Source organism: Polynucleobacter sp. MWH-Berg-3C6 (assembly GCF_018881855.1).
Lineage (GTDB): Bacteria > Pseudomonadota > Gammaproteobacteria > Burkholderiales > Burkholderiaceae > Polynucleobacter.
The window spans coordinates 629,344-646,280 of record NZ_JACVPN010000001.1 but is presented as its reverse complement, the minus strand read 5'-3'; the positions used below and the strand labels follow the sequence as shown (position 1 = coordinate 646,280).

The 16,937-nt window shown below is 46.0% G+C and carries 19 protein-coding genes; 13 read left to right on the top strand and 6 right to left on the bottom strand.

The features are described 5' to 3' along the window. Positions 1-7: 7 nt before the first annotated feature. From sdhA to ICN13_RS03300, 4 genes are all read right to left on the bottom strand, one after another. A complete protein-coding gene (gene sdhA / locus ICN13_RS03315; protein ID WP_216138953.1) occupies positions 8-1,786 on the bottom strand; it encodes a succinate dehydrogenase flavoprotein subunit in 1,779 nt (592 codons plus the stop codon). 4 nt (positions 1,787-1,790) lie between these two features. Then, positions 1,791-2,156 (bottom strand): succinate dehydrogenase, hydrophobic membrane anchor protein, encoded by a 366-nt coding sequence (gene sdhD, locus ICN13_RS03310; RefSeq protein WP_087909830.1) that lies wholly within the window; start codon positions 2,154-2,156, stop codon positions 1,791-1,793. A gap of 24 nt (positions 2,157-2,180) precedes the next feature. Next, on the bottom strand, positions 2,181-2,600 hold the full coding sequence (gene sdhC, locus ICN13_RS03305; RefSeq protein WP_216138952.1) for a succinate dehydrogenase, cytochrome b556 subunit: 420 nt from the start codon (positions 2,598-2,600) through the stop codon (positions 2,181-2,183). A gap of 132 nt (positions 2,601-2,732) precedes the next feature. Then, positions 2,733-3,470, bottom strand: a complete 738-nt coding sequence (locus ICN13_RS03300) for a GntR family transcriptional regulator (protein WP_216138951.1) — start codon at positions 3,468-3,470, stop codon at positions 2,733-2,735. Between the two features lie 150 nt (positions 3,471-3,620). Between ICN13_RS03300 and ICN13_RS03295 the strand changes: the two genes are divergently transcribed. Next, positions 3,621-4,610: a malate dehydrogenase gene (locus ICN13_RS03295; protein WP_216138950.1), complete on the top strand. Its 990-nt coding sequence runs from the start codon at positions 3,621-3,623 to the stop codon at positions 4,608-4,610. Between the two features lie 13 nt (positions 4,611-4,623). After that, positions 4,624-4,998, top strand: a complete 375-nt coding sequence (locus ICN13_RS03290; RefSeq protein ID WP_216138949.1) for a hypothetical protein — start codon at positions 4,624-4,626, stop codon at positions 4,996-4,998. A 62-nt stretch (positions 4,999-5,060) separates the two neighbouring features. On the opposite strand, the gene ICN13_RS03285 is transcribed toward ICN13_RS03290, so the two are convergent. Then, positions 5,061-6,272, bottom strand: a complete 1,212-nt coding sequence (locus tag ICN13_RS03285; RefSeq protein WP_216138948.1) for a DUF2863 family protein — start codon at positions 6,270-6,272, stop codon at positions 5,061-5,063. Beyond that, entirely contained in the window at positions 6,272-7,048 is a 777-nt protein-coding gene (gene yaaA, locus ICN13_RS03280; protein ID WP_216138947.1) for a peroxide stress protein YaaA, read from the bottom strand. Before yaaA ends, ICN13_RS03285 begins: the two co-directional genes overlap by 1 nt. A gap of 59 nt (positions 7,049-7,107) precedes the next feature. Here yaaA and ICN13_RS03275 point away from each other — a divergent pair, with 59 nt between their 5' ends. Genes ICN13_RS03275 through ICN13_RS03225 form a run of 11 tightly spaced genes read left to right on the top strand, consistent with a single transcriptional unit; the run spans position 7,108 to position 16,937 of the window. Beyond that, a complete protein-coding gene (locus ICN13_RS03275) occupies positions 7,108-8,307 on the top strand; it encodes a pyridoxal phosphate-dependent aminotransferase (protein ID WP_216138946.1) in 1,200 nt (399 codons plus the stop codon). 8 nt (positions 8,308-8,315) lie between these two features. Further along, positions 8,316-9,047 (top strand): glutathione binding-like protein, encoded by a 732-nt coding sequence (locus ICN13_RS03270; RefSeq protein ID WP_216138945.1) that lies wholly within the window; start codon positions 8,316-8,318, stop codon positions 9,045-9,047. 1 nt (position 9,048) lies between these two features. Further along, positions 9,049-9,903 (top strand): 3-hydroxybutyryl-CoA dehydrogenase, encoded by an 855-nt coding sequence (locus ICN13_RS03265; RefSeq protein WP_216138944.1) that lies wholly within the window; start codon positions 9,049-9,051, stop codon positions 9,901-9,903. Between the two features lie 40 nt (positions 9,904-9,943). Continuing rightward, positions 9,944-10,423 (top strand): DUF3429 domain-containing protein, encoded by a 480-nt coding sequence (locus ICN13_RS03260; RefSeq protein WP_370622940.1) that lies wholly within the window; start codon positions 9,944-9,946, stop codon positions 10,421-10,423. A gap of 7 nt (positions 10,424-10,430) precedes the next feature. Then, entirely contained in the window at positions 10,431-11,744 is a 1,314-nt protein-coding gene (locus tag ICN13_RS03255) for a replication-associated recombination protein A (protein ID WP_216138943.1), read from the top strand. 10 nt (positions 11,745-11,754) lie between these two features. Next, positions 11,755-12,381 carry a 2-hydroxychromene-2-carboxylate isomerase gene (locus ICN13_RS03250; protein ID WP_216138942.1) on the top strand — a complete coding sequence of 209 codons (627 nt, stop codon included), beginning with the start codon at positions 11,755-11,757 and terminating at the stop codon, positions 12,379-12,381. Positions 12,382-12,430: 49 nt separating this feature from the next. Further along, positions 12,431-13,006: a peptidylprolyl isomerase gene (locus ICN13_RS03245; protein WP_216138941.1), complete on the top strand. Its 576-nt coding sequence runs from the start codon at positions 12,431-12,433 to the stop codon at positions 13,004-13,006. A gap of 25 nt (positions 13,007-13,031) precedes the next feature. Further along, positions 13,032-14,855 carry a bifunctional chorismate-binding protein/class IV aminotransferase gene (locus ICN13_RS03240; protein WP_216138940.1) on the top strand — a complete coding sequence of 608 codons (1,824 nt, stop codon included), beginning with the start codon at positions 13,032-13,034 and terminating at the stop codon, positions 14,853-14,855. Positions 14,856-14,864: 9 nt separating this feature from the next. Continuing rightward, positions 14,865-15,425, top strand: a complete 561-nt coding sequence (locus tag ICN13_RS03235) for an NUDIX hydrolase (RefSeq protein WP_216138939.1) — start codon at positions 14,865-14,867, stop codon at positions 15,423-15,425. A 22-nt stretch (positions 15,426-15,447) separates the two neighbouring features. Beyond that, positions 15,448-16,185, top strand: a complete 738-nt coding sequence (gene aat, locus ICN13_RS03230; protein WP_216138938.1) for a leucyl/phenylalanyl-tRNA--protein transferase — start codon at positions 15,448-15,450, stop codon at positions 16,183-16,185. Next, positions 16,182-16,937: an arginyltransferase gene (locus ICN13_RS03225; protein ID WP_216138937.1), complete on the top strand. Its 756-nt coding sequence runs from the start codon at positions 16,182-16,184 to the stop codon at positions 16,935-16,937. Before aat ends, ICN13_RS03225 begins: the two co-directional genes overlap by 4 nt.

The window sequence follows — 16,937 nt, the reverse complement described above, 5'->3', positions numbered from 1 at the left end:
TCTTCGCTTAGAAAGTACGTTCTTTAGGTGGGAAGGACTCTACGGTCAAAGGCTTTAATACAACCGGCTTGTAAGTCAGCTTATTGCCTTCGCTGTACCAAAGGGTATGCTTCATCCAGTTCTCATCATCGCGCTCTTGATGGTCATCATGTGAATGCGCGCCGCGACTTTCTTTACGAGCCGCCGCAGAAATCATGGTTGCATTTGCAGTCTCAACCAAGTTAGCCACTTCCAAAGCCTCAATACGTGCAGTATTAAAAATTTCAGATTTGTCTTTAACCCACAAGTTTTTCGCACGCTCAGTTAACTTCGCCATTTGACGAACGCCTTCATCCATCAACTCTTGATTGCGGAATACGCCAGCGTATTTCTGCATTGTTTTACGAATGTCATTGGCAACGTCTTGTGCATACTCACCAGAAGTGGAATTATCCAACTTCGCAATGCGCTCCATAGTTTGCTGACCAGCATTTTTAGGCAAGGGTTTGAATTCGCGATTTTTCAAATTCAGACCAACAATATGATTGCCTGCTGCACGACCAAATACCAAGAGATCGAGCAATGAGTTTGTACCTAAGCGATTTGCGCCATGCACAGAAACACAAGAGCACTCACCAATTGCATACAAGCCATTAACGATTTCATTGTGAATTCCATTAGCAGGCACAACTACTTGACCATTGATGTTGGTAGGAATACCGCCCATCTGGTAGTGAATCGTTGGCACAACAGGAATTGGTTCCTTGGTAACGTCAACGTTTGCAAAATTGATGCCGATCTCATAAACAGAAGGCAAACGCTTCATGATTGTCTCGGCGCCAATGTGAGTTAAGTCGAGTACTACATAGTCACCGTTCGGGCCACAACCGCGCCCTTCTTTAATCTCTTGATCCATGCAACGGGATACGAAATCGCGTGGGGCTAAATCTTTATAGGTTGGCGCATAACGTTCCATGAAGCGCTCACCATCTTTATTGCGCAAGATTCCACCTTCACCGCGGCAACCTTCAGTCAACAACACACCCGCACCAGCTACGCCAGTTGGGTGGAATTGCCAGAACTCCATATCTTCCAACGGAATGCCTGCGCGAGCTGCAAGCCCCATACCGTCACCAGTATTAATAAATGCGTTAGTAGATGCATCCCAAATACGGCCTGCACCCCCGGTTGCCATCATCACAACTTTGGCTTCTAAGATATAAACCTGACCAGTTTCCATTTCGAGAGCAGTAACACCAACAACATCGCCCTCATCATCACGGATTAAATCGAGCGCCAACCACTCAACAAAGAAATTGGTTTTAGCGCGCACGTTACGTTGATATAAGGTATGCAACATGGCATGACCTGTTCGGTCAGCGGCAGCACAAGCACGTTGCACTGGCTTCTCACCGTAGTTGGCAGTATGACCACCGAATGGACGCTGATAAATCGTGCCATCTGGGTTACGGTCAAAAGGCATACCAAAATGCTCTAACTCGTAAACCACTTTTGGAGCTTCACGACACATGAACTCGATGACGTCTTGGTCACCTAACCAGTCAGACCCTTTAATGGTGTCATAAAAGTGATAGTGCCAATTGTCTTCACTCATATTGCCTAATGAAGCACCAATACCACCTTGTGCAGCAACAGTGTGTGAGCGTGTTGGGAATACTTTGGTTAATACAGCGACGTTCAAGCCAGCTTCAGCCAACTGCAATGAAGCACGCATACCTGAACCACCCGCACCAACAATTACCGCATCAAAACGGCGGCGTGGTAATGATTTTTGAATCCCAGTCATCGAATTACACTTTCCACAAAATTTGGACGGCATAGGCCGCACAGGCTACGAGATACAGAACGGTCAACACTTGGAGTGTTAAACGAATGCTGACAGGCTTGATGTAATCCATCCAGATGTCACGGATACCAATCCAAGCGTGATAGAACAAACTGATGAACGCTAAAAGCGTCAACAACTTCATGAACTGATTAGCAAACAAGCCTGACCAGCCCTCGTAAGTTGCGCTACCAGTAATGCAATAGTCAACTAGCAAAACAATCGTAAACACCACCATCACAATCGCTGTGACACGTTGGATGATCCATTCTTTAAGGCCGTAATGCGCGCCTACAACTAAGCGCTTGGGTCCAATTTGATAAATAGGCATGAAATTTCCTTAAATAATGTGCGCTTAGTACAAGCCAAATAATTTGAGACCGACTACTGCAGTCAAAGCTAGGCCAACACATAGAACAACGATGGCGGAACGATTCGCTTCAGACTTCTCCACTCCGATTTCTAAATCGAGCAAGAGGTAGCGAATACCAGCACAGAAGTGGTGCAAGAATGACCAAATCAAACCAAGACAAATTATTTTTACGAGGATGTTGCCAGTGAAAGCCTGGAACTTTTGATAACTCAACTCAGAGGCAAGACTCTGATCAAAGATATAGAGGATAAATGGCAGCAAAAGGAATAATGCGGCACCGCTAATGCGATGAAGAATGGAAACTTTGCCAGCCCAAGGAAGGCGATATTTAACGAGCTGCGCTAGACCTATATTTCGGTAAACCGGTCTATCTTTTTTTACATTTTGCTGTGTATCAACCATGTGCAATCTCTATGTTTGTGTGGAGGTTTAATGTAATTTTGTTGTGTCGCAACATATTCTATTGGAAACCTTAGGGGTGGTGTGGATTTTTTAGTGTTTAAAAGCGTGAAATAGGGGTTTTAACGGATATTTTCAGTTCAATTTATTTTCGTAATGCTGCTCAGAAGTGTCGTATCTTGCGTGCCGAATTTCTACTGGTTTATTCCCGTAGGTAAAGGCTACCCGCTCAACAGATAGGAGTGGCGCTCCCACTGGCAAATGGAGGTGCCCAGCCAAGACTTCATCGGCAGCCACTGCCTTGATTTTTTCCTCTGCTCGCACCATGTGCGTAGCGAACTGGCTCTCGTAAAAAGCGTATACCGGACCATGCCAGGCATGAAGAGCATCCAGATCAAGCCCCTTAAAGCGAGCTCCAGGCAGCCAAATCTCTTCAAAAACAACAGGTTTGCCCGCAAAGCTCTGAACACGATCAATATGAATGACCGCATCACCTGCCTTTAATTTGAGCAAATTAGCGATATATGGGCTAGCCTTGGTATTGACACAAACCAAGAACTGGTTGATCAGATGAAATTTTTCGCCAGAGTCAGGGGCTAAGCGTAAAAAACGGTATTGCCAGTCATCTTCTTGGTGGGTAGCCACAAAAGTACCCTTCCCTTGACGCCTTACCAAGAGGTTTTGGGCGGCTAACTCATCAATGGCCTTACGAACAGTTCCTTGGCTAACCGCATAGCGGGCTGCCAGCTCCATTTCACTAGGAATAGCTGCCCCCGGAAGCCATTCAGAGGCTTGCAATCTGGCCAAAATCATTGCCTTTATCTGCTCGTACAGGGGGCTAAATGAGGCTACAGGCACATTTAATTCTGACAAATTGACTCCAGTCGATATCAATTAGATAAAATTCAGGGGTAATTTTAGTCTTATATAAGACGTCATTGACAGTGTAAAGCTAAAGTCCATACACTTGAATGGATAATAGAAAAGTTTTGATTAATTAACCTTCCCCTGGAGTTATTAGTAATGGCAAAAGCCCCAATGCGTGTCGCAGTAACCGGCGCAGCCGGTCAAATCGGATATTCCCTACTATTCCGCATCGCCAATGGCGATATGTTGGGTAAAGACCAGCCCGTTATTCTTCAATTGCTTGAAATTCCAGACGAAAAAGCTCAAAAAGCCTTAGCTGGCGTCATGATGGAATTAGAAGACTGTGCATTTCCGCTATTGGCAGGCATGACAGCCCATTCTGACCCAATGACAGCATTTAAAGATATCGATGTAGCGCTTTTGGTAGGCGCACGTCCACGCGGTCCTGGTATGGAGCGTAAAGATTTGCTCTCTGCCAATGCACAAATTTTCACAGCACAAGGTAAAGCACTGAACGCTGTTGCTAAGAAGACCGTTAAGGTATTGGTGGTTGGTAACCCAGCAAACACGAATGCTTACATCGCCATGAAATCTGCTCCAGATATTCCTGCGAAGAACTTCACAGCAATGTTACGCCTGGATCACAATCGCGCGCTCTCACAGTTGGCAGCCAAGTTAAACAAACCTGTTGCAGACATTGAGAAATTTGTTGTTTGGGGCAACCACAGCCCAACAATGTACCCAGACTATCGTTTTGCTACGATTGGCGGCAAGTCAGTCAAAGATACGATTAACGATGCGGCTTGGAATAAAGATATTCACATTCCAACAGTTGGTAAGCGTGGTGCTGCGATTATTGAGGCTCGTGGCTTGTCTTCTGCAGCCTCTGCAGCGAATGCCGCAATTGACCATATTCATGATTGGGTTCTTGGCACCAATGGCAAATGGGTCACTATGGGCATCCCTTCTAAAGGCGAATACGGCATTCCAGCTGAAGTGATTTATGGCTTCCCAGTGGTTTGCGAAAACGGCGAATACAAGATGATCGAAGGATTAGAGATTGATGAATTCTCCCGTGAGCGCATGACTCATACCCTGAACGAATTACTTGAAGAGCAAGCTGGCGTTAAGCACTTGCTTTCTTAAGGAAAATAAACACATGAATAAAAACCTTCTTTCTATTAGCGTTGTACTAGTCAGCCTCTTTGCTGCTGCGCACGTCAGCGCTAGTGAAGAGGTATTCACATGGACTTGCAGTGAAAGCAAGCAGTTCAAGACTTCTGGAACCACCGAGAAAGTTCGCTTAACTTGGGAATCCAAAACCTATGACTTAGACCGTCAAACTTCACTGCCAGGTAGCCTGCGTTACAAAAATACCAACAGTGGTCACGACCTCGTTGTGTTGGGTAATAAGGCAATGCTGTTTAACATCAAAGCGGGTGTCAGACTAGCTGACTTCTGCCAAACTGCAGATATGCGAACTGGTAAGTTGCCCCATTTGTTTGCTGGTGCAGAGCCATTTGTCCAGAACTAGTTCTGCTTCAACGCATTAATAAAAAAGCCGAGAATTTCTCGGCTTTTTTATTGTTTATTTTCTTAATGAAATAAAGGTTGTTGGGTTGGCGAGTCTTCTGGCATCTCTGCGTGCACAGCCTCCCCCGATCTATCCGGAAATAGTGGCGCTCCACAGTCATCGCATAGCTCTGGATCAAATAGCATCGCATGGCGAAAAACATCCTCTACACCAGCATCATGTAATGCATCGCAGATTTTTTTAATCGGGCTTTCATCATCTGACAAGTCATTTAAGGCATCGCTTGCCACACTCTCGCGGTCATACAAAGGCCAGATCACTCCGTACATGACTTCTGAAGAACCTTTTGCACTAAAGGAGATGCGGTATTCATCTGCCTGCTCTTCGCCGAATGCACCCACTACGCAAGATAAGCCAGCAGGAAGAATGCCTAAGCCACTCTCTAAGTAATTCACCGCAGCCCGAATACTCAGCGGCCGAACATGTTTATCCGCTAAACGACAGTTCGTAAAATAAGACTCCGGCAATAAAAGCTCGAACTCGCAGCCAGGCAGTAAAGCAGCAATCGGTTCTTGCATGGCGTTTTGCCAACCGATCAAACTCACGCCACGCTCTTGACGTGCTGGAGGCTCGGCCTGCCAACGGAAGATGGGCGTTCCACTCGGCGCGCTCAGGGCGGCAATGATAAAACGCGGATCTGCTAAGACAGCTATCGTCTCAGACATATCCCGTAACTCTAGCTTCACATCTTTATTACAGATCGCAGCATTCGCCAAGGCCTCCGTCAAGATGCGAGTTTGGCAATGAGAATGCGGCATTTGATCAATACTGTAGAGCCAAGGAACAATCGCCAGACGTGTATCAGGTGCTGCAATGGCAGAATGCAAGGCTTGTGCAGTCGCCTCAACCATGCTGGCCTGCAATGGTCCAGAAGGAATTTGATAACGGGTGTGAGCAACAATTGGCATTGCCAGCAAGAGGACATCCCACTCCTGCCCTTCATGCTCCATCTTCAGCGACTCCGCTAGAGTTTCAGCTGAATCTGCAAGCACCTCAAACGCTACTGTATTGATACGAAAGGTTTGGTCTAAAGCTGCATCAATGACATTTTGATTTTGACTTTTGAGCAAACGCATCAGGCGTACATTGAGACGCTCCTCCCAGAAACGATCCTCTACTTGACTGCCAGAGGCTGCCAAAGAGATCGCATCAGAAACCAGCTTTTCAACTTCAGGTGAACTACGTTGCGAAGACTTAGTGCGATGTACGGCCATTATTTTTTCTCCGCCCTTCTAAAGACTGGCTTTTCAGGCTTAGATTCTGCCGCAAAATACTTATAACCATCCAAATTAAAGCCTTTTAAATCTGCTGGATCCGTAATGCGATTCTCAACAACATAACGGGCCATTAAACCGCGAGCTCGCTTTGCATAAAACGAGATAATTTTGTACTTACCGTCTTTAGCATCCTGAAATACCGGAGAAATAATCGGGCAATCCAATGCTTTAGGCTGCAAGACCTTGAAATACTCCTCTGAAGCTAAATTGAGCAGCACAGGCTTCTTTTGCTTTTCTAAGATCTTCTTAAGTGCATCGGTCACCCGATTACCCCAAAAAGCATACAGATCTTTGCCTCTTGCATTTTTAAAGGTGGTACCCATTTCCAGGCGGTAAGCTTGCATCAAATCCAAGGGCCTTAAGGTGCCATAGAGACCAGACAGAATTCGGACATGGTCTTGAGCAAAATCAACTGCTTTGGCATTGAGAGTCTTCACATCAAAGCCATCATAGACGTCACCGTCAAAAGCATAAATTGCTGGCTTGCTGTTTTCTTCTGTGAATTTCTTAGACCAATCACGGTAACGCCCCACATTTAAGGCGGCCAATTGGTCGGACAAACCCATTAACTTGGATACATCCTGGGGGGAGAGTTTTTTCAGATCCGCAATCAATTTGGCCGATTCTGAAGCAAATTCAGGCAAGGTGGGCGCCTTGACCTTCACTGGGGTCTTGTAATCCAAGGATTTAGCGGGAGAAAGTACGATCAGCATGGCACAATTTGTTTATGTATTTTTACCATTCTAGCGACTACTAGATTTCTCTGCCCTAAATGACCGCGTCAGCCCTCACCCCCTCATTTCCGAGTCGTCTGCCCAGCGTGGGAACGACCGTCTTTACCGTCATGTCTGCGCTTGCAACGGAACATGAGGCAATTAACTTAGGGCAAGGCTTTCCAGACTTTCCATGTGACCGTAAATTAATCACCAGCGTAAATGAAGCCATGCTTGCCGATCGCAATCAATATCCTCCAATGATTGGAGTTGCAGAACTGCGAAATGGTATTTGCCAGAAGATTGAAAATCTTTACGGCCATCACTACGACCCTGATTCAGAAATTACGATTACTGGTGGTGGCACTCAAGGCATTCTGACAACAATCCTTGCATGCGTCAGTCCTGGCGATGAAGTCGTCATCATTGAGCCTGCTTACGATAGTTATCGACCCTCAATCGAGTTAGCAGGTGGTAAAACAATCGCTGTATCACTTCAAGTAAAACGTGATGCAAATGGTCAAGTAGCTTCCTATGAAATTCCCTGGGACGCCCTCGCAAAAGCCATCAATTCTAAAACGCGACTACTCATCATCAACTCTCCGCACAACCCCACTGGGATGGTCTGGCAAAAAACCGATTTAGATCGCTTAGCGCAATTACTGAAAAATACCTCTACGCTGGTTTTGAGTGATGAGGTGTATGAGCATATGGTCTATGACGACGCCATGCATCACAGCGTTGCCTCCCATCCAGAGTTGGCTGCAAGGAGTTTTCTGATCTCCAGTTTTGGCAAGACCTATCACGTTACAGGCTGGAAAGTTGGTTATGTAGCAGCCCCTTCTGCACTCACAAAAGAATTCCGTAAGGTTCACCAATTCAATGTCTTCACTGTTAATACACCAATGCAGTATGGTCTTGCCTCTTACTTGGCAGATGCATCGCACTACCTAAACCTACCTGCTTTCTATCAAGCGAAGCGTGATTTTTTCCGAGCAGGTTTAGCAAAGACTCGATTTAAATTGCTGCCAACTCCGGGAACTTACTTTCAGTGTGCCGACTACTCTGCGCTCAATATTCCAGAGGCCAAATTAAACGAAGCTGATTTTTGTAAATGGCTAACCACTAAGGTGGGTGTGGCTGCTATTCCCGTTTCTGCTTTTTATGATCAACCTACCGAATCTGGCGTGGTTCGCTTTTGTTTTGCCAAACAAGAGCAGACCTTATCAACCGCCCTACAACGCCTGCAATCTTTATAGAGACTCCTATGACAAGCAACAAATCAAAAAATGTAATTGATGTTTATAGCTGGCCCACGCCAAATGGTCATAAGGTACATATCATGCTTGAGGAGTGTGGCTATCGCTTAAATCGCGATTGGATTGCTCACCCCATTGATATCGGTGCTGGTGATCAGTTTGCCAAGAGCTTTTTAAAGATTAGTCCAAACAATAAGATTCCCGCATTAGTGGACCCTCATGGTCCAGATGGGAAACCGATCAGCATATTTGAGTCTGGAGCCATCTTGCTCTATCTAGCCAGCAAGACTGGCAAGTTTCTACCAAAAACAACTCGTGGGAAGTATGAGGTGTTGCAATGGCTCATGTTCCAAATGGGTGGCCTGGGCCCTATGCTTGGGCAAAACCACCATTTTCGACTATATGCCCCTGAGATAATTGACTATGCCATCAATCGCTATACCAACGAAGCAAAGCGTTTGTATGGTGTTCTTGATCAGCAACTGAAAGATAATCCTTATATCGCAGGCAAAACTTACACCATCGCGGATATGGCGATTTATCCTTGGACACGGAATTGGAAAAACCAAGGCATGGAGATAAATGACTACCCTCATTTCAAGCGTTGGTTTGAAATGGTTGGTGAGCGCCCAGCAGTAAAGCGTGGCTGCGAAGTATTAACAGCATTACGCAAGCCTTTGACTGATAACAAGGCTAGAGAGCAGTTATTTGGTTCAACTCAGTATCAAAAGAGGAAATGAAATGAAGATTCAATCAGTCGGTGTGATCGGTGCGGGCACAATGGGCAATGGTATTGCGCAGGTTTGCGCAGTTGCCGGTCTTGATGTCGTCATGGTTGATATTAATGATGCTGCTGTCCAACGCGGCTTAGATCAGATCAGCAAAAGCTTAGATCGTCTCGTGAAGAAAGAAACGCTAACTGCTGATCAAAAAGAAGCGGCTCTCAAGCACATTAAAGGCAGCACCTCTTATGCTGACTTTAAGGGTTTAGGTTTGGTGATTGAAGCCGCTACTGAGAACCAGGCAATTAAAGAAAAGATTCTCAAGCAAGTCGATGAGATTGTTAACAAAGAAACCATCATTGCTACCAACACCTCCTCTCTATCGATTACCAAGTTAGCTGCACTTGACTCAAACCCAGCGCGCTTTATTGGGATGCACTTCTTCAACCCTCCACCACTCATGGCTTTGGTGGAAGTGATTCGTGGCTTACAGACTAGTGATGCAACGCATGCGGCCATTATTGAAATGGCTAGACGTATTGGCAAAGAACCCATCACCGTTAAAAACTCACCCGGCTTTGTTGTAAACCGCATCTTGTTGCCGATGATTAACGAAGCATTCTTTGTCTTGTCCGAAGGTCTTGCTAGCCCCGAAGACATTGACGCAGGCATGAAGTTAGGCTGCAACCAACCAATTGGTCCTTTAGCTTTAGCAGATCTCATTGGTTTAGATACTTGCTTAGCAGTCATGGAAGTCTATTTTGAAAACTTTAGTGACTCCAAATACCGTCCTTGCCCATTGCTTCGTGAAATGGTGGCAGCGGGTTATCTCGGTCGCAAAACTGGTCGCGGCGTTTACATCTACGATAAATAATTTTCCAATCTCATTCATCCCAACTAAACATTAAGTACTTGTGAACCCTATTCCACCTCTAGTAACAAAGCTGGCCTATGCCGGTCTCATTCCGTTTGTCGGTCTTGCTTTAATGGTGCAGCTAGCACCAACACCCCTTAATTATTTAAGTGCGGAATCTCTTGCAGGCTATGGGGCGGTTATTACTTCATTCATGGGTGCTTTACATTGGGGTGCCAACTTACACACCTTGGGTAAAGCACCTATGGGTGATCGCTGGATTGATCGCAATGCATGGATCTGGGGCGTTATACCCGCTTTAGTTGCCTGGGTAGCACTGCATATTTATATTCCGGTTGGCTTATTGATTCTGGCTTCAACTTTAATTATTCAGCGCAATATTGATCAGAACACCTATCAATATTATTTTTCTGATGATGCGGCACGTAGCGCTTTCATGGTGATCCGCAATCGTTTGACTTATATTGCTGCTGCTTGCTTGACCTGGGCAGCGATCGTCATTCTATTTATCCAAGCATGATTATTCAATGAGCGGTCTTTTTGATAGCACTCCTCCGCCACCACTAGCGGAAGCCTTGCGCCCGAAAACCATTGAAGAAGTTATTGGACAAACCCATTTATTAGCTGCAGGTAGGCCACTCAATCTGGCTTTTGCTTCAGGTAAGCCGCACTCCATGATTTTGTGGGGGCCTCCCGGTGTTGGCAAAACCACTCTAGCTCGTCTCTCTGCAAAAGCTTTTGATCGAGAATTCATTGCTATCTCTGCAGTATTAGCTGGGGTCAAAGAGATACGCGAAGCCATTGAGCAAGCCCAACAAAACATGGCGCAATACGGCAAGCAAACCATTTTGTTTGTAGATGAGATTCATCGCTTCAATAAGAGTCAGCAAGATGCTCTCTTGCCTCACGTAGAGTCGGGTTTATTCACCTTTATTGGCGCGACTACAGAGAACCCTTCTTTCGAGGTGAACTCAGCCCTGTTATCTCGTGCGCAAGTCTATGTGCTCAAGTCCTTAAATGCGGATGAGCTGAGACAGCTATTTATTCGCGCGCATCACCATGCTATGCCAGACATCAAGTTTGACGATAGCGCAATTGATGCCCTTGTCTCCAATGCTGATGGCGACGCGCGTAGATTGTTAAATCTTGTAGAACAGATTCGTAATTCAGTATTAACACCCGGCTCACATATCGATACAGTTGACCAGACCTTTATTGAAAATGCGCTTACCGTGCAAGCACGTCGCTTTGACAAAGGTGGCGATCAGTTTTATGACCAAATTTCTGCCTTGCATAAATCTGTACGAGGATCCAATCCTGACGCAGCCCTCTACTGGTTTTGCCGCATGCTCGATGGGGGAGCCGATCCACGTTACTTAGCGCGTCGCATTATCCGTATGGCCTGGGAAGATATTGGCTTAGCTGATCCTCGGGCAATGCAATTGGCAAATGATGCTGCCCAAACATTTGAAAGATTAGGCTCACCCGAAGGTGAGCTGGCTTTAGGTCAAGCGGTGGTATATCTGGCAGTAGCCTCCAAAAGTAATGCTAGTTACAACGCCTTTAATGCTGCACGCGCCTATGTTGCACAAGATCAGTCTAAGCCTGTCCCAAATCATCTGCGTAATGCTCCCACCAAGCTCATGAAAGAGCTTGGGCATGGCAAAGAATATCGCTATGCACATGATGAGCCGCATGGCTATGCCGCTGGTGAATCGTATTTGCCCGAAGGAATGTCAGAACCCCACTGGTATGAGCCAGTTGACCGTGGTCTGGAGACGCAAATTAAAGAAAAAATGGCTTTCTTACGCAAACTCGATGCTGAGCACAACAAGAAATAGGAATCAGCTGATGAGCGCGAAAACTCCCGCTACCCTCTACTACGACATTATTTCGCCTTTTGCCTATTTGTATATCAAGCAAAGGCAACGTTTAGAACATCAGCTAGATATCACACCAGTACCTATCCTTTTAGGCGGACTCTTCAGAGCCACTGACAATAAAGGCCCTGGTGAAGTGGCAGCAAAGCGCCCTCATACTTATCAGTTCTGCGTATGGCAAGCGGAAAAATTAGGTATCCCATTTCGTTTTCCTGAACACCACCCTTTTATGACCGTGGCAGCCCAACGTCTGCTTGTTCAAGAAAAAGCCAATTGGACAATAGTTGAGCGCGCTTTTGATTATGTATGGGTGGAAGGCAAAGATCCCAATCTTTCTTGGTCGGAGTTTTGTTCTTACTTAGGATTGCCAGCGGAGACTGCAAAACCAGAGAGTCCTGAAGTAAAGGCAGAACTCATTGCAAATACCAATCAAGCAAAAGCAGATGGCGCTTTTGGCGTACCAGCCCTAATACTGAATCAACATTGCTTTTGGGGTGTTGATACCATTGATTGGGCGCTGGATTACCTTGCCCGCCCAGGTATGTTTGAGGAAGCATCCTATTCCTATGCTGGCAATGTTCCTAACGGACTCACCTAATCCGGTTGCACAATACAATCTGTTGTATCCATTCATTCAAGGAGTCTTTATGCGTAAGCTTTTTACCAGCCTCATTCTGGTTACTGCATTTTTTACCAGCCAAGCCGCCATTGCAGGTCCTAAAGTTGAATTTAAAACGACTATGGGAAATTTTGTAGTGGAACTTGATGATGCTAAAGCTCCCAAGACCACTGCTAACTTTTTAAATTATGTCAAAAGCGGTTTTTACAATGGCACGATCTTTCATCGTGTGATTGATGGCTTCATGATTCAAGGTGGTGGCTTTACTCCTGATTTGGTTCAAAAGCCAACAGATGCACCAGTAGTATCTGAGGCAACTAATGGCCTAAAGAATAATCTGTACACCATCGCTATGGCCCGCACTTCTGATCCAGATTCAGCTACTGCTCAGTTCTTCATTAACGTCAAGGACAACCCTGCTTTGGATTACCCCAATGCAATGGGCAATGGTTACACCGTATTTGGCAAGGTCATTTCTGGAACGCAAACCATCGATGCAATACGTAAAGTGCCCACCATGGTTGCACCGGCGCCTCGCATGGGCAGGATGGCTGATGTTCCCTCCAAGACCGTGACCATTGAATCAGCCACCATTCTGAAATAAATAAAAAGACATTAGGCTAGCCGCGATGATTTTGCTCGACGATGCGCAAAGTACAGCGGCTCAGCCATCCAGTCGTCATTATGAAAATCCGCTACAGTACTGGCGCATTCTTCCTAGCGGCAACAATGCTCTTGATCTAGATGCAGCCCAAACTTGTTTAGCCCAGATTACTGATTCTCTAGCTAGAGGCGAATTTGTTGTGGCCGCATTTGCCTATGAGTTTGGTAGGCCAATTCATCAACTCCCGCAAAGAGCGCCTGGATCAAGCCCCCACCCCCTCATTGAAGCTTGGGCATTTAACAGTTTTGACAAGCTATCCAAGATAGAAGTAGATGCTTTGATTGCCCATCGAATTGCAATGCTTGAAGATGGTCAGAAGTCTGCGGGTGTTCTCGATGTGCGTGAGTCGTTAAATGAAAAGCAGTTTGCCTCTGATATAGCCAATATCCAGGAATATATTCGTAGTGGTGATAGCTATCAAATAAACCATACCTATCGGATTTCTGGGAAGACATATGGATCACCACTAGCACTGTATGGCCGCTTGCGTGAGCGCCAGCCTGGTAGATTTGGTGCATACATCTCACATGCGGACAATTACCTGCTATCGCAATCTCCAGAACTCTTCATTGCTCGCGAAGGTGATACTCTAAAAGCCATGCCCATGAAAGGCACGGCCAGCGCCTTGTCTGAGGTCGCCAGCGCTTTGTCTGCAGATCCCAAGAATCAAGCTGAGAACGTCATGATTGTGGATCTCTTGCGCAATGATCTTAGCCGTGTCTCTTTACCTGGCACAGTGATCGTGCCTAATTTATTTGAAGTGGCTAGGCACGGTGATGTATTGCAAATGACATCTACCGTCCAGGGACAAGCTAAACCGAATACTTCCCTCTTTGATATTTTGAATGCGGTATTTCCTTGCGGCTCTGTAACGGGTGCACCTAAAAAACGCAGTATGGAGATTATTCAAGAGCTAGAGCCAGAAGATCGTGGCTATTACTGCGGAGCCTTAGGCTGGCTTGATCCCAGCGGAGACTTTGCCTTTAGCGTTCCTATCCGCACCGTTGAGATTACAGAAGATGCATCGTCACATAGCTCCACTTTTACTTTGGGGATCGGTGCCGGTATTACTCATGATTCAGATGCAAAGCAAGAATGGCAAGAATGTCGCATCAAATCTGATTTCTTGATGAAATTACCCTCCTCTACTGGCTTATTCGAAACGATTGCTATTGCTGAAGGAAAGCCCCAAAGGCTTGTGGCGCACTTAGATCGTATGCAAGCATCTGCCTTGGCGCTGAGAATTCCTTTTAATCGATCTGATGCAAAGTTCGTCGTTGAAAATACTTGTTCATCACTCGGTCCAGAGACTTCTTTTAGATTGAGACTTGATCTTGCGCCACATGGTGAGTTGTCTGCCACTACTGGAGTGCTCGATCCCTTAAGTGAGCCTGTCAAAATTTTCTGGGCTAAAGATATTATTCCCGGCAATGTAGAAATGTTTTCTGGGGATGCGCTACTGCAACACAAAGTGACTCATCGCAGTCTTTATGATCTCGCCTGGCAGACTGCTGTTGAATTGGGTGGTTTTGATGCTCTATTTACGAATGAACAAGGCTTTGTGACCGAGGGCGGAAGAACTAGCATTTTTGTTAAATCTCGAGGTAGCTCTGAATGGCTTACTCCACCAGTTTCAGCAGGCCTATTGCCTGGCGTAATGCGGGAAAGCCTGTTGACCGATTCAAAATTCAATGCCCGCGAAGCTAACCTGACTATTAATGATGTTTCAACGGCAGATGAGATTATGCTTAGCAATGCCCTACGTGGTGCTATCAAAGCCCATTTTTAGAAAGTGTTCATGAAGTATTGCCCTAACTGCGCCTCACTACTGACAATCAAGATTCCGGCAGATGATTCTCGTGAGCGTCATGTTTGTGAAGCGTGTGGCAGCATTCACTATCAGAACCCACGCAATGTAGTCGGCAGTATTCCTATTTATCGTGAACAAGTCTTACTATGCCGCCGCGCCATTGAACCGCGTCATGGTTACTGGACCCTACCAGCAGGTTTTATGGAGCTTGGCGAAAGCACCAGTCACGGTGCTGCCAGGGAAACTCTTGAAGAGGCAGGTGCGCAAGTTGAAATAGGTCCGCTTTATTCACTCTTAAACGTTCCTCATGCAGAACAAGTTCATTTGTTCTATTTAGCAAAAATGCACTCCCCTGAATTTTCTGCAGGCGAAGAAAGTCTTGAGGTTGCACTCTTCTATGAGCATGAGATTCCTTGGGCAGAGCTTGCTTTCCCAACGGTGAAGCAAACGCTCGAATGGTACTTTGCTGACCGTACTGCCGGCCTTTTAGAATCAGGCAAAGAATTTCATGTTCGTAGCCGCGACGTTCTGCCATCTGAAAGAATCTAGTGACTGACTTATGGATCAAGGTATGAGTCAAATTGCTTGGCTAGGTCCGAATGACTCCTTTCCAAACCCACTGATTCATCCAGATCCGGATCCTAGTGTTCCAGGCCTGATTGCAGTAAGCGAACGCATTTATCCTGGACAACTTTCTCAGGCATATCAACTCGGTATTTTTCCCTGGTACTCAGATAATCAACCAGTCTTGTGGTGGTCGCCAGACCCTCGGATGGTTTTGAAGCCTACAGAATTTAAATGTAGCGATTCTCTGAAAAAAAGCATTCGCCATTTTTGCCAAGATATGAACTCAGAAATTATGGTTGACCAAGATTTTGGCGCAGTGATTCGTGCCTGCGCTACTAGCACTCGCAAAGATCAAGATGGCACTTGGATTACCCATGAAATCATGGATGCGTACACCGCATTACATGAGCAAGGAAATGCCCATAGCATAGCCATCATCGAACAAGGCCAGATGATTGGCGGTTTGTACTGCGTATCGTTTGGTAGTATGGTTTTTGGAGAATCCATGTTCAGTCGTAAACCGGGAGCCTCTAAGATTGCCTTGGCAGCTTTGAATACCTGGTGCCTTCAGAATGGGGTTGTGATGATTGATTGCCAACAAGAGACTGCTCACCTGCATTCTTTGGGCGCCACCCCCATTTCTAGGGGTGAGTTTCTAGAACAACTGCAAATATCCTTAAATGAAACTAAGATTGAGACATCTTGGACTTTTGACAAAACAATTTTGACCCACTGGCTATGACAAGGCTCAAAGAACTTCCGCTCACCGCATTGCAGTTTTATGCCACAGCACCCTACCCCTGTTCTTATTTGCCAAATCGAATGGCGCGCTCCCAGGTTGCCACCCCATCCCATTTAATTCATGCAGATATTTACAGCGAGCTTCTAAATGCGGGCTTTCGTCGTAGCGGCCTGTATACCTATCGCCCTTACTGCGATGAATGCAGAGCGTGTATCGCCACTCGCATCTTAGTAAACCAATTTACCCCTTCTCGCAGCCAACGTCGCGCCTGGAAAAAACATATTGGTCTTGAAGTGTCTGTACTCAACTTGGGTTATCAAGATGAGCATTACCAGCTATATCAACGCTACCAGAACGAAAGACATGCTGGCGGGGATATGGATAGCGATGATCAAGATCAATACATGCAGTTCTTGCTACAGAGCCGTGTGAACTCACGCATTGTGGAATTTCGGGATGGGCCTCATGATCCCCACCCTGGACGCCTGCGCATGGTCAGCATGATCGACATCCTAGATCAGGGCATTTCTTCGGTGTATACCTTCTTCGACACCTCAGTACATGCCTCTAGCTACGGTAGCTTTAGCATTCTTTGGCAAATTGAGCAGGCAAAAACACTCAGTCTGCCTTACCTCTATCTTGGCTACTACATTAAAGAGAGTGAAAAAATGTCCTATAAAGCCAAGTATCAACCGATGGAAGGTTTGATTGATGATCACTGGCAGCCTTTGACTGGGTTAGCTGGTTCATAA

Coding starts and splice junctions, on each gene's coding strand:
- sdhA (WP_216138953.1), bottom strand. CDS start 1,786: ATGACTGGGATTCAAAAATCATTACCACGCCGCCGTTTTGATGCGGTA.
- sdhD (WP_087909830.1), bottom strand. CDS start 2,156: ATGCCTATTTATCAAATTGGACCCAAGCGCTTAGTTGTAGGCGCGCAT.
- sdhC (WP_216138952.1), bottom strand. CDS start 2,600: ATGGTTGATACACAGCAAAATGTAAAAAAAGATAGACCGGTTTACCGA.
- ICN13_RS03295 (WP_216138950.1), top strand. CDS start 3,621: ATGGCAAAAGCCCCAATGCGTGTCGCAGTAACCGGCGCAGCCGGTCAA.
- ICN13_RS03290 (WP_216138949.1), top strand. CDS start 4,624: ATGAATAAAAACCTTCTTTCTATTAGCGTTGTACTAGTCAGCCTCTTT.
- ICN13_RS03285 (WP_216138948.1), bottom strand. CDS start 6,272: ATGGCCGTACATCGCACTAAGTCTTCGCAACGTAGTTCACCTGAAGTT.
- yaaA (WP_216138947.1), bottom strand. CDS start 7,048: ATGCTGATCGTACTTTCTCCCGCTAAATCCTTGGATTACAAGACCCCA.
- ICN13_RS03275 (WP_216138946.1), top strand. CDS start 7,108: ATGACCGCGTCAGCCCTCACCCCCTCATTTCCGAGTCGTCTGCCCAGC.
- ICN13_RS03270 (WP_216138945.1), top strand. CDS start 8,316: ATGACAAGCAACAAATCAAAAAATGTAATTGATGTTTATAGCTGGCCC.
- ICN13_RS03265 (WP_216138944.1), top strand. CDS start 9,049: ATGAAGATTCAATCAGTCGGTGTGATCGGTGCGGGCACAATGGGCAAT.
- ICN13_RS03255 (WP_216138943.1), top strand. CDS start 10,431: ATGAGCGGTCTTTTTGATAGCACTCCTCCGCCACCACTAGCGGAAGCC.
- ICN13_RS03250 (WP_216138942.1), top strand. CDS start 11,755: ATGAGCGCGAAAACTCCCGCTACCCTCTACTACGACATTATTTCGCCT.
- ICN13_RS03245 (WP_216138941.1), top strand. CDS start 12,431: ATGCGTAAGCTTTTTACCAGCCTCATTCTGGTTACTGCATTTTTTACC.
- ICN13_RS03240 (WP_216138940.1), top strand. CDS start 13,032: ATGATTTTGCTCGACGATGCGCAAAGTACAGCGGCTCAGCCATCCAGT.
- ICN13_RS03235 (WP_216138939.1), top strand. CDS start 14,865: ATGAAGTATTGCCCTAACTGCGCCTCACTACTGACAATCAAGATTCCG.
- aat (WP_216138938.1), top strand. CDS start 15,448: ATGAGTCAAATTGCTTGGCTAGGTCCGAATGACTCCTTTCCAAACCCA.
- ICN13_RS03225 (WP_216138937.1), top strand. CDS start 16,182: ATGACAAGGCTCAAAGAACTTCCGCTCACCGCATTGCAGTTTTATGCC.